Genomic DNA, 14,936 nt, shown 5'->3' with positions numbered 1-14,936 from the left:
GTGGTTTTGGTGGTCAATTCTGCGAAGATGCGCCTGTCTATTCCTCCTGTGAAGTTGTCTGCATGTTTTTGACTCGCCATCGCGATGAGAACGCCACGCTGGTCTCGTTGATTGAGCCGCTGGCCTCGCAAACCGGTTTTGTATCGACGTTATTGCCTGAAGTGCGCGTGGTGTCGGCGTGTCGGGCTGTGGCGCGCATGCCGCAGATTTATGAGCCTAGTCTAATGGTCATCGCGCAAGGCAGTAAGTTGGCCTATCTCGGTCAGCGCACCCTGGAATACGGCGCAGGCCATTACCTTGTGCAGGCGCTGTCGGTGCCGTTTGAGTGTGAAACCTTTGCTTCTGAAACGGTGCCGCTGCTGGGAGTGGCGATCAGTATTGATCGGGCTGTGCTGGGGGAGTTGGTGCTGGCGATGGGGCTGGGCCCGGACCGTAGCGCCGTGGCGCAAACACCGGAATCCATGACCTCTGCGGTGTTGGATGACGAAATGCGCCAGGCGGTTGAGCGTTTGCTACGTTGCCTGCATGACCCGCTGGAGTGCCGGATCATGGGTAAAGCGCGCTTGCGCGAAGTTCTTTTCGCGGCACTGCGTGGGCCGCAAGCCGGGGTGTTGCGGGCACTGGTTGAGCAGCAGGGCCAGTTCGCCCGGGTTGCCGCCTCGCTCAGTCATTTGCATGAGCACTTTGCCGAGCCTTTGAATGTCGACACGCTGGCGCGGTGCGCCAACATGAGCACGTCCACCTTCCATGAGCATTTCAAACGCAGCACTTTGCTGTCGCCGGTGCAATATCTCAAGCGTTTGCGTTTGTTGCGGGCGCAGCAGTTGTTGTTGAGTGAAGGGCTGGGTGTGGCGCAGGTGGCCGAGCGCGTGGGCTATCAGAGCGCCTCGCAATTCAGTCGTGAGTACAAGCGCTACTTTGAACGCAGTCCCGGGCACGAGGGGGCAGGGTGCTGAGGGCCTTACAACCGTTGTGTAGTCGCTGACGAGGCACGAGGCTGCGATAAGAACTGCAGCCCCTGCCTTTTCAGCGACTAAACGAGTCGGGCTTACATGTTCGGGTACGTCGGGCCGCCAGCGCCTTCCGGGGTGACCCAGGTGATGTTTTGTGACGGGTCTTTGATGTCGCACGTTTTGCAGTGCACGCAGTTTTGCGCATTGATCTGGAAGCGCTTTTCACCGCTTTCCTGCGTGATCACTTCATACACACCCGCCGGGCAGTAACGTTGCGCCGGTTCGTCGTAGAGCGGCAGGTTCACGCTGATCGGAATGCTTGCGTCGCGCAGCTTGAGGTGGCAAGGCTGCTCTTCTTCGTGGTTGGTGCTGGAGAGGAACACCGAGCTGAGTTTGTCGAAGCTCAACTTGCCATCGGGTTTCGGGTAGTCGATCTTCTTGCAGTCTTTGGCCAGTTTCAGGCAGGCGTAATCTGGCTTCGTGTCGTGCAGGGTGAACGGCAGTTTGCCGCCGAAGATGTTTTGATCCATCCAGTTGAAGCCTGCGCCCATGATCGGGCCAAACTTGTGCATCGCCGGGCCGAAATTTCGGCTTGCAAAAAGCTCGTCGAACAACCAGCTGGCTTTGAAGGCTTCAACGTAAGTGTTGAGTGCATCGCCGCCTTCGCAGTCTGCGAGCAGCGAGTCTGCCACCGCCTCGGCGGCAAGCATGCCGGACTTCATCGCCGTGTGACTGCCTTTGATCTTGGCCACGTTCATGGTGCCCAGGTCGCAACCGATCAGGGCGCCACCGTTGAACACCATTTTTGGCAGCGAGTTCAGGCCGCCTTTGGCCAGGGCGCGCGCGCCGTAACTGATGCGTTTGCCACCTTCAAGGTATTGCTTGAGCACCGGGTGGTGTTTGAGGCGCTGGAATTCATCGAACGGCGACAGGAAGGTATTGCTATAGGACAAGTCAACGATCAGGCCCACCACCACTTGGTTGTTTTCCAGGTGATACAGGAAAGAACCGCCCGTGTTTTCGCTGCTAATGATGTCCAGTGGCCAACCAGCGGTGTGAACCACCAGGCCGGGTTGGTGTTTGGCCGGGTCGATTTCCCAGATTTCCTTCAGGCCGATGCCGTAGTGCTGGCTGTCGGCCTCGCTGTCGAGGTTGAAGCGCTCGATCAGCTGTTTGCCCAGGTGACCGCGGCAGCCTTCGGCGAACAGGGTGTATTTGCCGCGCAACTCCATGCCAGGGGTGTACAGGCCTTCTTTAGGATTGCCTTCGCGGTCAACGCCCAGATCACCGGTGATGATCCCGCGAACCACGTTGTTTTCATCAAACAGAACTTCTTGAGCCGCGAAACCCGGGTAGATTTCCACGCCCAAGTTCTCGGCCTGCTGCGCCAGCCAGCGGCACAGGTTGCCGAGCGAGATGATGTAATTGCCTTCGTTGTGCATGGTTTTAGGCACAAACAGGTCAGGCACCTTGGTCGCGGTGGCTTCGCTGCGCAGTACATAGATGTCGTCGCGGGTGACTGGGGTATTGAGCGGAGCGCCCAGTGCTTTCCAGTCCGGGAACAATTCGTTCAGGGCGCGTGGTTCAAATACGGCACCGGACAGAATGTGAGCACCGACTTCGGAGCCTTTTTCAACCACGCAGACGCTGATTTCTTTACCGGCTTCGGCGGCCTTCTGCTTTAAACGGCAGGCGGCGGACAAACCGGCAGGGCCGGCGCCGACGATGACCACGTCGAATTCCATGTATTCGCGTTCCACAGGCTATCTCCTACTCAAGGCTCAACGGTATTTTTCTAATTGGAGGTTTGGCGTTCCATCCATTATTTCCTCGCCTGCTGGCTGAAGATGCAATGGATGAGGCGCCGCTCTCTCTATGGCCGGGCATTATATCTACACCACTGTCAGGGTCCAATACAAACGTTTGTTTGAATCTGCTGGAACCCAGACAAATCAAAGTCGAGAGGCTCAAAAGTGACCGATTTGCTGTATTGACCGCAAAAGGCGTTCCGGTCAAGATACGGGCGGTTTTGCGCTCGCCGTAGGCTGATTGTCGGTTTCAAGAGCACCTCTAAAGACAGGGCACAGGCATGAGCCTGTAGGAGCCTGCTATTTTTTGAGCGAAGTTTACACGTCCTTTTGGTGGATGACTCGTGAGTCACACCTGACAGACGGTCGCACGGGAAGTATTTGGCATTCGTCATTCTTTATATAAGAAGGGCACAGCAACGATCTTTGGAGGTGCCCTTGTGCTGATGAGCTTCAACCGCCAGGTTCGCCTAGGCGACTTTCTTTTCACCGGAGAGTAACGAGGAATCCATGAAGGTTCTTGTAGCTGTCAAACGAGTGGTCGATTACAACGTTAAAGTACGCGTCAAAGCGGACAACTCCGGCGTTGACCTCGCCAACGTCAAGATGTCGATGAATCCTTTCTGCGAAATCGCAGTGGAAGAAGCCGTACGCCTGAAAGAGAAAGGCGTGGCGACTGAAATCATCGTCGTCTCCATCGGCCCGACCACGGCTCAGGAACAGCTGCGTACCGCGCTGGCACTGGGTGCAGATCGCGCCATCCTCGTCGAATCCGCCGAAGACCTGACTTCGCTGGCCGTGGCCAAGCTGCTCAAGGCAGTCGTGGACAAGGAGCAGCCGCAGTTGGTGATCCTGGGCAAACAGGCCATCGACAGCGACAACAACCAGACGGGCCAGATGCTGGCTGCGCTGACCGGCTATGGTCAGGGCACATTCGCGTCCAAGGTTGAAGTGGCGGGTGACAAGGTTGCCGTGACCCGTGAAGTTGACGGCGGCGCGCAAACAGTTTCGCTGAGCTTGCCGGCCATCATCACCACCGACCTGCGTTTGAACGAGCCGCGTTATGCGTCCCTGCCAAACATCATGAAGGCCAAGAAGAAGCCGCTTGAAGTGCTGACGCCTGAAGCGTTGGGCGTTTCGACCGCTTCGACCAACAAAACCTTGAAAGTTGAAGCGCCGGCTGCTCGCAGCGCGGGTATCAAGGTCAAGTCGGTGGCTGAACTGGTCGAGAAACTGAAAAACGAAGCGAAGGTGATCTGATCATGACTATCCTCGTAATCGCCGAACACGACGGCAAAGTACTGGCTCCGGCCACGCTGAACACCGTTGCCGCCGCTGCCAAAATCGGCGGTGACATTCATGTTCTGGTTGCAGGCCAGGGCATTGGCGCAATCGCTGAAGCCGCTGCCAAAATTGCTGGCGTGGCCAAAGTGCTGGTCGCTGATAACGCGGCTTACGCGCACCAGTTGCCAGAAAACGTTGCCCCGCTGGTTGCTGAGCTAGGCGCTGGCTACAGCCACATCCTGGCGGCTGCTACCTCTAACGGCAAAAACATCCTGCCGCGTGTGGCTGCGCAGCTGGACGTTGATCAGATCTCCGAGATCGTGTCGGTCGAAAGCGCTGATACGTTCAAGCGTCCGATCTATGCCGGTAACGCCATTGCCACCGTGCAGTCCACTGCACCGGTCAAAGTGATCACCGTGCGTGCTACCGGTTTCGATCCGGTTGCTGCTGACGGTGGTTCGGCTTCGGTTGAAGCAGTTGGCGCTGTTCATGATGCAGGCACCTCCTCGTTTGTTGGCGAAGAGCTGGCCAAGTCGGACCGCCCTGAGCTGACCGCTGCCAAAATCGTCGTGTCGGGCGGTCGTGGCATGCAGAACGGTGACAACTTCAAACACCTGTACGCACTGGCTGACAAGTTGGGTGCTGCTGTTGGCGCTTCGCGTGCCGCAGTCGATGCAGGTTTTGTGCCCAACGACATGCAGGTCGGTCAGACCGGTAAAATCGTTGCGCCACAGCTGTACATCGCGGTGGGTATTTCTGGCGCGATCCAGCACTTGGCCGGTATGAAAGACTCCAAAGTGATCGTTGCGATCAACAAGGATGAAGAAGCGCCGATCTTCCAGGTGGCTGATTACGGCCTGGTCGCGGACTTGTTCGAAGCTGTGCCGGAGTTGGAGAAGCTGGTTTAATCCAGCCGCTTCACTTATAAAGAGCCCGGCCATTCGGGCCGTGGAGAAGGGCGAAACACCGAGTGTTTCAGCTGATTCTTCATGGTCGGATGGTCGGGCTTTTTTGTGTGTCTGAATTGGATTTTCGGGGTGTGAGGTATGGGTGTGCGGCGAGTAAGCAGGTGGTTGCTGGGTTTGGTGTTTTTGCCAGTGTTGTCGCAGGCGGCCGGCAAGTGCGAGCGCCTGATCGTGACCGGCAGCCCGGATGCTCCTCCCTATCTGTGGCGCGACCCTGCTGATCCTGCACATTTGATTGGCGCCAGCGCTGACCTGCTGCAACACGTGGCGCAAGACCTCGGCATCAACATTGAAGTGGTGTATGGCGGCAAGCGTGCAGAAGCACAAAACGAAGTGCGCACCGGGCGCATGGACATGCTGCTGGATGCGCCGCTGACGTTGGCCGGCCTGACGGCGCAAGATTACATTCACCCCCCGCTGGTGCGTAACGACTACGTGGTGTGGACGCTCAAGGGGTCAGCCCTCGCTTATGACACGCCTGCCGATCTGCATGGGCATAAAGGCGCACTCTCCGATAAAGCTCGCCTCACAGAGGCGTTTGATGCCTTTGCGCAACGTCAGCTCACGCTGGAGCGTCGCTCGAGCTTGGCGCAAGCGTTCCAGGCGTTGTTGCTGGGTGACGTCGAATATGTGCTGGCGGGGCGTTATGCGGGCCTGGCTACGTCTCAAACGTTAGGCATCACCGATGACGTGCGGGCACACGATCAGCCAGTCGATCAGCCGGGACTGTTTGTGGCGATTTCCCATGACTCCGCTTGCAATGAACCGTGGTTGCGCGGACAGCTCGCGCAAAAGATGACAGAATTGCCCGCCTCTGGCCTGACCGAGGCCGCTGTGCAACGCAACCTGAAACGGTGGAAAGCCCAGCTCAAACAGCCGGTCAGTGCCCCAAAACAGTAGGAATACCCAGTGACAATTCGACCTCTTTTCGCTGCCCTGGCCGTTCTGGCTTTGGCGGGCTGTGCAGCTGATCCTGCGCCGAATGAACAAATCCGTTTGACTGAGCAAGCCTTGGAACAAGCCAAAGCCGTGGGTGCCAGTGCCGATGATGTGAGCGAGCTCAAACAAGCCGAAGACAAGCTGGCCGAGGCATTGGCCGAAATGGCTGAAGCGTCTTACAAAGATGCGCGCATGCAGGCTGAACAAGCCGAGCTGGATGCGCGATTGGCCGAAGCGCGCGTGCTGACCCAAAAGAGCCAGGAGCAATTGAACGTGTTGAACACCCGAATTACACGCTTGCGCAAGCAACTGGCGGAGGACCAATGAGCCTTAAGCCCGTCATGATCAGCGCGAGCGTGTTGCTCGCCAGCGTCAGCCTGGCCGGTTGCGCCGGGCACCACAACAGTGACCAGGCGTTGCAACAGGCCGCCAGCGATTTTCAGGTGGTCAAAGAAGACACCAATGTGTTGCGCATTGCTCCCAAGGATGTCATCCGTGCTGGTGAATCGTTAGCCCGCGCTGAGCGCTTGTCCAGTTACTGGGGCAGTGGCGAAGATGTGGCCCATTACGCGTATTTGAGTCAGCGCTATAGCGAGATCGCGCGCGAACACACGCAGCAAGTGCTCAACGAAGAGCGTGCGGCCAAGCTCGAACTGGAGCGTCAGCGCCTGCAATTGGCGCTGCGCGAAGCCAAGTTGTTAAGCGTTCAGCAGCAAGGACAATGGCTGGAAGAGCAAATCCTGAGCCTGACGACCAACGAGACAGATCGGGGGTTGGTCATGACCCTGGGTGATGTGTTGTTCGATACGGGTGAGGCTGACTTGAAAAACTCCGCCAACCGTACGGTCCTCAAGCTGGTGCAATTTCTACAGTTGAACCCCAAGCGCGTGGTGCGTATTGAGGGCTATACCGATAGCACGGGCGGCAAGGATGACAACCTCAAACTGGCGCGTGATCGGGCACAAGCGGTAGCCGATGTGTTGATTGACCTGGGCATCGACGAAAAACGGATTCAGGTTGAAGGTTATGGCGATGAATACCCGGTGGATGTGAATGCCACTGAGCGTGGTCGGGCGCAGAATCGTCGCGTTGAGATTGTGTTTTCTGACGAAAAAGGTCAGTTGGGCGCTGCCCGCTAACACCCTGAGGTCTGCGTAACCTGCTGGCGAAAGCGACGTTCGATTGCGAAGCGAGCACCGTGTTGAATGGGTCTGCGAGCGCTGCGCGCCCGGACGCAGCCTCGCATTACTCGTCAGCGACTACAGGTTTAGGTCTGCGTAAGTCTGTTGCCACTCTGTACCCATACAGTTTCACCCCGTTGCGCACTGTACGGCTTAGATGGATGACAACTGTGCCCGTACACTTCTAAACTGTTCCGGTATTGTTCTACACAACAAAAAAAACGCCTGAACATTGAGTGCTGCGCCATGACCAACCTTTTGCTTTATCAACGTATCGCTCAGCAGTTGGCTGAGGATATTCGGCGTGGCGTTTATCAGCCCGGCGAGCGTGTGCCTTCGGTACGTAAGATGAGTTCGCAGCTCAATGTCAGCCATGCCACGGTCTTGCAAGCCTACGCCAACCTTGAAGATCAAGGGCTGATTCGCGCCCGGCCACAGTCGGGGTATTACGTCCACCAAACCCCGGCACTGACCGCGCCAACCCCCGATATCGCCCGCGTTGAGCGCCCAGGCCTGGTGACACGCAGCAGTATCATTCAACAGGTGTTGGTCGAATCGCGCCGCGAAGGGGTGTTTCCTCTGGGAGCTGCGGTGCCCAGTGTCGACTATTTACCCGTGCGCGCCCTGCACCAGCAGTTGGCCAAAGTCACGCGCTTCCATAGCCCTCGCGCGTTCAGTTACATGTTCAGCCCGGGCTTTGAGCCGTTGCGTCGGCAAGTGGCAATTCGCATGCGCGATGCCGGAGTGGTGGTCGATCCTTCAGAAGTGATCATCACTCATGGCTGTGTCGATGCACTGCAAATGTCCCTGCGCACCCTCACGCGCCCCGGTGACCTGATTGCAGCCGAGTCGCCTACTTATTACGGGTTGTTGCAACTGGCGGATTTACTGGGCTTGAAGGTGATCGAGATTCCCAGTGATCCTGCCACCGGTATGAGCCTGGAAGCCCTGCAATTGGCGGCCAATCAATGGTCGATCAAAGCGTTGGTGTTGACTACGCGCCTGAGTAATCCGCTGGGCGGCACCATGCCCGAGGAGCGACAGAAGCAGTTACTGCGCCTGGCTTCCGATTTCGATATCCAGATCGTTGAAGACGATATTTATGGCGAGTTGATGTTCGAAGTCGGCCGTACCAAGGCGCTCAAGGCCTATGATCGGCTGGATCGAGTGATTTACTGTTCAAGTTTTTCCAAGACGCTTTCGCCCGGTGTACGGATTGGCTGGATGATCGCGGGTAAGTTTCAGCAAGAGATTCAGCGCTTGCAGACGTTTACTACCCATTCAGCGTGCAGCGTGACGCAGATGGGTGTTGCGGCCTACCTTGAAAATGGCGGTTATGACCGTCACTTAAGGCACATCCGGCAGGAATACCGGAAAAACCTCAGCGCATTTCAGTTGGCAGTTCAGCAGTATTTTCCCGAGGGCACGCAGATGTCGCGCCCCAGTGGCGGGTTCATTCTGTGGGTCAGTTTGCCAGGCCGGGTTAATACCCAAGAGCTACATGTGCGGGCGTTGCAGCAAGGGATCAGCATCGCGCCGGGGTTGATTTTCAGTAATACCGAGCAATTTAATCACTGCATACGGCTCAATTGCGGTACGCCCTGGAACCGTGAAGCGGAGCGCGCCCTGATGACCTTGGGGATGCTTGCCAGCCAGCTCTGTCAGGAGGCGACAAGCCTCTATTGAGCCCGCATGCGGCAATCGGACATGGCGATGTGCCCACATGTGACTTGTCACACGAGGTCTAAAGCGCCAGCATATGCACTTGAACCGTTAACGCTGTGGGAGTTATGAAAGCGACATTTAGCGTGGGGATACTGTTGGTGGGCGTGTTAACTGCCTTTGCGGCTGTCGATGTGGCAGCGGTGCAGTCACAGGCCCGGACAACCAACACCAAGACCGTCGAGTCGCCTGAAAAGCCAGCTGCCAGTGCTCAAAAGGCACCCGCAAAAAAGCGTGCACCTGTTGCGAGCAAATCAAAGTCGGCGCGTGAGATCGCAAAAAAACGCTTGCCCAGCGCCAAGCTTGACCTGAGCCTACCTCCTGAAATGGTCAAGCAACTTCAGCCGATTGGCACTATGCCGATGCCCAAGCACAAACCCTTGTTGCCCAATCTGTTCGGTGAAAAACCCGCAGAAGACAGCCCGTTTCAATTAAACGGTCGTCTGTTGAGCAATGAGATGGAGCTGCAACTGCGCAACGAAGCCCGTGACCGCCAAATTGAAGGCGCGGCCCTGGATTTCGAGTTCAAGCAATAAGTGCCTCATGCGCCAAAGCAGGCTTCTAAACTGACTGTTCAGTCACTTGCCTCTATGCGCGCTTTCTGCTGAACGGACAATTTCAAACGCCTGTTCCAGCGAGTACTATCCCTTGTCATCAACACACTTTGCCCCGAATGAGGAGCTAACGTCATGAATTGCCGCGAAGGCTGTGGCGCTTGCTGTATAGCCCCCTCCATCAGTACCCCGATCCCTGGCATGCCTAATGGCAAACCTGCCGGGGAACGCTGTCTGCACCTTTCTGTCGAAAATCTGTGTGGGTTGTTTGGGCGCCCCGAACGTCCCGCCGTGTGTGGTTCGTTCAAAGCAGACATCGAGGTGTGCGGCAGTAACCGGGAAGAAGCCATCAACCTCATCGGGTGGTGGGAACAGATGACCGCGGCATAGTGTGTTCATGTCCAGTGAACAAACCTTCAACAATAAGGAATAAGACAATGGGTTCGTTGCATCGAGTAGCAATTGCGTGTGGTCTGAGCGTGTTGATGGTGAGCGCTGCTCACGCTGAAGACTGGGAAGTGGCGAAGAATGAAGACGGCATTAAGGTGTCGTTGAGCGAGGTGTCTGGCTCAAAGTACAAGGCGTATCAGGGCGTGACCACGATCAAGGCGCCGATTGCCAAGGTGCGTGGCTTGCAGGAAGACGTGGCGGGTGCGTGCAAATGGATTCACGAGTGCAAATCCCAAAAGCTGCTTAAAACCGAAGGGGACAAGAGCTGGACTTACACCCAGTTCAATACGCCTTGGCCGGTAACACCGCGTGATTCGATTTTGCTGGTGACTACCTCGATCGGCAGTGATGGCGCTGTAATGCGTAAGCTTGAAGGGGTCTCGACGTACCTCCCTGAAGAAAAAGGCTTTGTGCGGGTAACTCAAGTAGAGGGCTTCTGGAAGTTGGTGCCAAAAGGTGCTGATGAGACTGAAGTGACCTATCAGGTTCACACTGAGCCGGGCGGCAGCGTGCCATCCTGGTTGGCCAACAAGTTTGTAATCGATGCACCGTTTAATACGCTGAAGGCGCTCAAAGAGCGCGCAGAGAAGCAGTAAGCCCTCTGTCAAGGCTGGTCTGGCCCTGGGTAGCGCATCTATTCAGGGTCAGGCGGTTATTTGCCCGGCGCTCGTAAGTTAATCCGAAATAAATCATTAATTTAATATTCCTCCACTTGGCAGATATTGCGCGTCAGGGCTAATCTGCACCCAGACCGGCGAAGTGTTCGACTGGCTCTAATCTTGTTCGCTACATGCTTGCAGCCCCGCAACGGCCTGACTGTTGCACCACGGGGAACGTTGAATGTCTATCCATTGCGAGGAGGACGTTTCATGAGCACAGCCCATCAAGAAGACCTCAGCAGCTATGTGCTGCGCCGCATGAAAGAAGGCGGTTTTGATTTTTCACGTATCCATCCTATTGAGTTTTACGCCATCTTCCCGGACGAAGAGCGGGCGCGCCGGGCAGCAGGAAAATTTTGTGGCGAATCCCTGAATGCGCAAATCAATGCGCGCGAGGATGGCGCCTGGAATCTGGAGCTGAGCAAAGTGATGTATGCCACCTATGGCGGCATTGGTGACTTTGAACAAGACTTCGAGGCGGTGGTAGTGCCGCTGGGTGGGATCATAGAAGGCTGGGGCGTTAAGCAGGAGGTGCGTGGCCTGTTGAATTAATCGTCAATACAACGACTCACGGTCGGCCCTTGGGCTGGCCGTTTTACGTTATGACAGCCAAAAAAAAGCCACCGCAAGGGGGTGGCTAAAGGGAAGTTCGACAATGGCGGCAAGTATCTGACGGTTCGTGCGTTCCGTGAAATTAGCTATTCCTATGTCGTTGATAGTTAAAACCTTGGGCGGATTATTCATGGCAACGTCACTTTGCGCGTGGCCATGTGCTGTAAGTAACTGACCAACTGATCCAGCTCGTTTTCGGACAACACGCGGGTAGAAAATCCGGGCATGCGCGCTTGTGGCCAATGACGCAGGCTTTGTGGGTCGCGCACGTAGCGCTTGAGAAAGTCAGCGCCAAAATACTCGGTAGGGTTGTACGGAATGTTCAGGTCGGGGCCAAACTGTGAATCCCCTGCACCGTTCAGGCGATGGCAGGCCAGGCAATTCTTTTGAAATAAGTTAAAGCCTTGAGTGATCGGTGAGTCGACCGGGAGTGCCGGGTCAGGGCGCATCACCGGGAAACGTTCGGCGACTGCTCGCTGACGGGTAATGCGAGCGACCTGAAAAGGCCATTGTTCAGGGCTGATGTGGCTGGCTTGAGGGTGGGTCCACACCAGGTAAAAAGGCCCGGCACTGGGTTTGCCTTTGCCCAGTGCGGGCCACGGCTGCTCAGGGTCTTCAATGGCCAGCCAGGCCTTGGCGCCGTTTTGACTCAGTAGCGGAGCGGCGCTGAGTTCAGCCGCAAAGCCATCCAGCGCCACCGCTTGCAGGTGGTCTTCAGGTTTGATGCCTTCCAGCAAGCTGGCCATAGGTATTGCGCGATAGGTCATGGCGCGCTTGTAAGACACATCGTCATCTATGCGCACTTCCTGCGCGGCCGGATGTTTCAGCAGCTCGACGGTTTGCCAGGTGCGGCGGGTATCACCCAGCTCCAGGGTGAGTTGGGCGGCGTAAGCGGGCAGGCTGAGCAGGGCGGTAATAAAAATCGTCAGGCGTTTCAATTGATGGCTGTAATGTCGTCGTCAGCGGGATCGTCGCCGAATGGTGCGAACCAGGAAGAATAGTCAGAATAGAAAAGCGCGTCGCGCAGCTCTTCATAGTTGCCCCCGTTCACAATGCCGAAAAAACCATGTTTGATCAGCGTGTCTTCGGCCTCATTGGCGTCTTGATCGTTATCGCTATAAATCACCACGGTTGCGTTGGGGTCTAGAACGACCTGACGGAGTTGATAGGCAAGCCCTTCAGCACTGATGCCCGTGCCGTCTTCGAGTGCCAGATCGACCTGCAATGAGTTATGCACATTACCAGCGGCGAAATCACTGTTGTTGCGCAGATCGAGTATCAGCGCACCATCATTGACTTCATCCACGGCTCTATTTACCTCGATGATCCCTGCTTGGGTGACCCCGCAGCTAAGAAGCAGAGCAACTGCCAGCCAATGACGCATAAGGTTCCCTCCCTGCAAATGTGCTTGAAGATTGGCACACAAGTGCCAATCCCGAAAGCCGCGGGTCGTAAATATGAGTGGGGCCCCATGTCAGGGATGCTAGCCGATGACCTTGGTCAGGTTAGGCACAATCAGCAGCAGGGCGGTGGCAAAAAGGATGAGTCCTGCTTGGCGAAGTTTGGTGTGTTTGAACATGGCTATCTGCCTTTTTTGTTATTAAAAAGCAACGATCCTTAGCCGCATGTGTGCTAGTTGGTCAGCAACGCAGCGGTTCACAGGTTTACCTTAGAGCCCGCGTATCGAAGGGCTTAGAACCCTTTCACATCATCTAAGTGCTCAATCTTTCTAAAACGCTATTACGCAGTGAAGGCGCTGGCTGACAGGCCGTTGCTAGACGCAACGGGCATTCAAAGGGTTGGAGTACTTAGCGACCTACCGTTCGTCAGCGCGTGGGTTGTGCAGCGGTTTCATTCAGTTCTGTGTTCACAAAGCGTAAGGCTTACATGAAACCCGGTGTTCAGTGCTTGCCTTGAATTACGCTTTCAAGGCAGGCTCTAGCCCATTGCTGTGATCATTTCGTCTTCATCGTGCCAGGTACTTTTATGTCGCTACACATTTGCATTCTGGAAACCGACGTTCTGCGCCCTGAGTTTGTTGATCAATACCAGGGCTATGGGCAGATGTTCAAACAACTGTTCACCCAGCAGCCTATCGCCGCGCAATTCAGCGTCTTTAACGTGATGAACGGTCAATACCCGTCTGATGACCAGACCTACGATGCTTATCTGGTAACGGGGAGCAAGGCGGACTCGTTTGGCACAGACCCGTGGATTGAAACCCTCAAAAGCTACCTGCTCACACGGTATGAGCGTGGCGACAAGTTGATTGGTGTGTGTTTTGGTCACCAGTTGCTGGCGCTGTTACTGGGCGGCAAAAGTGAGCGCGCGACCCAGGGCTGGGGGGTTGGCACTCACCAATACAAATTGGCCGCCAAGGCGCCGTGGATGAGCCCGGCAGTCGAAGACCTGACGCTGCTGATCAGTCATCAGGATCAGGTGACGGCCCTGCCTGAAAACGCCACGGTTATTGCTTCAAGCGACTTTTGTCCGTTTGCGGCCTATCACATCAATGATCAAGTGCTGTGCTTTCAAGGTCATCCGGAGTTCATTCACGATTACTCGCGTGCATTGTTAGACCTGCGCCAGGAACATTTGGGTGCGCAAATCTACGGCACAGGCATCGCCAGTCTTGAAAAGGCCCATCACGGTCAAACGGTGGCAGAGTGGATGATGCGTTTCGTTGCGCACAAGCCTGAAACGCAAACCGTTTAAGCGTCAAGAATTTGCGGGCAGGCGCAGACTGCCCGCATGCTTACAGCCAGCCAGAGCGCTTGAAACTGGCCCACAACCCTGTGACGCCAATGCCGATAAAGCCCAGAACGCCGAAGTAGCCGTAATGCCAACTCAGCTCCGGCATGTTTTGGAAGTTCATCCCGTAGATCCCTGCAACAGCCGTAGGAAAGGCCAGAATGGCCGCCCAGGCGGCGAACTTGCGCTGCACAGTACTTTGGCGCGACGACTCCAGCAGCACCACCACTTCAATGGTCTGACTCGCGATGTCGCGCAGTGTCGAGAGGTCTTCCATCTGGCGCGTGACATGAATCTGCACATCTCGAAAGTAGGGGCGCATGTTCTTGTCGATAAAGGGAAAGGCCAGGCGTTGCAGTTCTTCGCTGATCTCAACCATTGGGGCTACATAGCGGCGCAAGCGCAGTACATCGCGGCGCAAGCTGTGCAAGTGCACGATGTCGGCTTCTTTGAGCGAGTTGCCCATGATACTTTTTTCCAGCGCATCGATTTCGGCGTGGATGGCTTCGCTCACCGGTTGATAGCTTTCGGTGACGAAGTCGAGCAAGGCATACAAGACAAAGTCTTCGCCATGATCGAGTAGCAAGGGCCGGGCTTCGCAACGCTGGCGCACGGCTTTGTAAGAGGCTGAGTGCCCATTGCGGCTGGTAATGATGTAGCCATTGCCGGCAAAAATATGGGTTTCGACAAACTCCAGCGTGCCCTCGTGACGAATCGGCGAATAGATCACGATAAACAGCGCGTCGCCAAAGGTCTCCAGTTTGGGCCGGCTGTGTTGCTCAAGGGCATCTTCAATGGCCAGTTCATGCAGGTTGAACTGGCGTTGCAGGTTGCTGATCTCTTGCGCGTCGGGCTGTTCCAGACCAATCCAGACGAAGTGGCCGGGCTTTTTCGCCCAGTCGCTGCCTTCGTCCAGTGTGATGTTGGTGATTTTTTTGCCGGCGCAATAGACCGCCGCAGCAACAACTCTCCCCATAGTTCTAATCGCTTCTTCTTCAAAGGGTTAGGGCACGAAGATGCAGCTTAGCGTGCAATGCCATCCTTTGAGTCAACAAACC

Annotated in this window: 16 protein-coding genes; 12 read left to right on the top strand and 4 right to left on the bottom strand. The window is 56.0% G+C overall.

The window, feature by feature from the left end:
- Positions 1 to 62 precede the first annotated feature (62 nt).
- Positions 63 to 956: an AraC family transcriptional regulator gene (locus tag AP059_RS08075; protein WP_059762770.1), complete on the top strand. Its 894-nt coding sequence runs from the start codon at positions 63 to 65 to the stop codon at positions 954 to 956.
- A 92-nt stretch (positions 957 to 1,048) separates the two neighbouring features.
- Here the strand turns inward: AP059_RS08075 and AP059_RS08070 are convergent, their stop codons facing one another.
- Positions 1,049 to 2,713, bottom strand: a complete 1,665-nt coding sequence (locus AP059_RS08070) for an electron transfer flavoprotein-ubiquinone oxidoreductase (RefSeq protein WP_059762769.1) — start codon at positions 2,711 to 2,713, stop codon at positions 1,049 to 1,051.
- A gap of 558 nt (positions 2,714 to 3,271) precedes the next feature.
- On the opposite strand from AP059_RS08070, the gene AP059_RS08065 reads away from it, so the two are divergent.
- The 10 genes from AP059_RS08065 (at position 3,272) to AP059_RS08020 (ending at position 11,067) form a co-directional block, all read left to right on the top strand.
- Positions 3,272 to 4,021: an electron transfer flavoprotein subunit beta/FixA family protein gene (locus tag AP059_RS08065; protein ID WP_048362955.1), complete on the top strand. Its 750-nt coding sequence runs from the start codon at positions 3,272 to 3,274 to the stop codon at positions 4,019 to 4,021.
- Between the two features lie 2 nt (positions 4,022 to 4,023).
- Positions 4,024 to 4,953: an electron transfer flavoprotein subunit alpha/FixB family protein gene (locus tag AP059_RS08060; RefSeq protein ID WP_059762768.1), complete on the top strand. Its 930-nt coding sequence runs from the start codon at positions 4,024 to 4,026 to the stop codon at positions 4,951 to 4,953.
- A gap of 138 nt (positions 4,954 to 5,091) precedes the next feature.
- Positions 5,092 to 5,910, top strand: a complete 819-nt coding sequence (locus AP059_RS08055) for a substrate-binding periplasmic protein (protein ID WP_059762767.1) — start codon at positions 5,092 to 5,094, stop codon at positions 5,908 to 5,910.
- A 9-nt stretch (positions 5,911 to 5,919) separates the two neighbouring features.
- Positions 5,920 to 6,276: a DUF4398 domain-containing protein gene (locus AP059_RS08050; RefSeq protein WP_059762766.1), complete on the top strand. Its 357-nt coding sequence runs from the start codon at positions 5,920 to 5,922 to the stop codon at positions 6,274 to 6,276.
- Positions 6,273 to 7,088, top strand: coding sequence for an OmpA family protein (locus AP059_RS08045; RefSeq protein WP_059762765.1), 816 nt, complete (start codon positions 6,273 to 6,275; stop codon positions 7,086 to 7,088). Before AP059_RS08050 ends, AP059_RS08045 begins: the two co-directional genes overlap by 4 nt.
- Positions 7,089 to 7,376: 288 nt before the next feature.
- Positions 7,377 to 8,816 carry an aminotransferase-like domain-containing protein gene (locus AP059_RS08040; RefSeq protein ID WP_048362960.1) on the top strand — a complete coding sequence of 480 codons (1,440 nt, stop codon included), beginning with the start codon at positions 7,377 to 7,379 and terminating at the stop codon, positions 8,814 to 8,816.
- Positions 8,817 to 8,920: 104 nt separating this feature from the next.
- On the top strand, positions 8,921 to 9,388 hold the full coding sequence (locus AP059_RS08035; protein WP_165599922.1) for a translation initiation factor 2: 468 nt from the start codon (positions 8,921 to 8,923) through the stop codon (positions 9,386 to 9,388).
- A gap of 153 nt (positions 9,389 to 9,541) precedes the next feature.
- Entirely contained in the window at positions 9,542 to 9,796 is a 255-nt protein-coding gene (locus AP059_RS08030) for a YkgJ family cysteine cluster protein (protein WP_048362961.1), read from the top strand.
- A 47-nt stretch (positions 9,797 to 9,843) separates the two neighbouring features.
- Entirely contained in the window at positions 9,844 to 10,452 is a 609-nt protein-coding gene (locus tag AP059_RS08025; protein ID WP_059762764.1) for an START domain-containing protein, read from the top strand.
- Positions 10,453 to 10,725: 273 nt separating this feature from the next.
- Positions 10,726 to 11,067 carry a ribonuclease E inhibitor RraB gene (locus AP059_RS08020; RefSeq protein WP_059762763.1) on the top strand — a complete coding sequence of 114 codons (342 nt, stop codon included), beginning with the start codon at positions 10,726 to 10,728 and terminating at the stop codon, positions 11,065 to 11,067.
- 188 nt (positions 11,068 to 11,255) lie between these two features.
- Here AP059_RS08020 and AP059_RS08015 read toward each other — a convergent pair whose 3' ends face one another.
- The gene (locus AP059_RS08015) at positions 11,256 to 12,065 is read right to left on the bottom strand and encodes a c-type cytochrome (RefSeq protein WP_059762762.1); all 810 of its coding nucleotides are present in this window, start codon (positions 12,063 to 12,065) and stop codon (positions 11,256 to 11,258) included.
- Positions 12,062 to 12,511: a rhodanese-like domain-containing protein gene (locus AP059_RS08010; RefSeq protein ID WP_059762761.1), complete on the bottom strand. Its 450-nt coding sequence runs from the start codon at positions 12,509 to 12,511 to the stop codon at positions 12,062 to 12,064. The genes AP059_RS08015 and AP059_RS08010 overlap by 4 nt, the downstream gene beginning before the upstream one ends.
- A gap of 602 nt (positions 12,512 to 13,113) precedes the next feature.
- Here AP059_RS08010 and AP059_RS08005 point away from each other — a divergent pair.
- Positions 13,114 to 13,842 carry an amidotransferase gene (locus AP059_RS08005; protein ID WP_059762760.1) on the top strand — a complete coding sequence of 243 codons (729 nt, stop codon included), beginning with the start codon at positions 13,114 to 13,116 and terminating at the stop codon, positions 13,840 to 13,842.
- A 40-nt stretch (positions 13,843 to 13,882) separates the two neighbouring features.
- Here AP059_RS08005 and AP059_RS08000 read toward each other — a convergent pair whose 3' ends face one another.
- Positions 13,883 to 14,854 carry a magnesium and cobalt transport protein CorA gene (locus AP059_RS08000; protein WP_059762759.1) on the bottom strand — a complete coding sequence of 324 codons (972 nt, stop codon included), beginning with the start codon at positions 14,852 to 14,854 and terminating at the stop codon, positions 13,883 to 13,885.
- Positions 14,855 to 14,936 lie beyond the last annotated feature (82 nt).

The sequence above is a fragment of the Pseudomonas sp. TAA207 genome, from assembly GCF_001529285.1.
Taxonomy (GTDB): Bacteria; Pseudomonadota; Gammaproteobacteria; order Pseudomonadales; family Pseudomonadaceae; genus Aquipseudomonas; species Aquipseudomonas weihenstephanensis.
The sequence above is the reverse complement of the archived record's forward strand: the minus strand, read 5'-3'. Positions and strand labels throughout refer to the sequence as shown.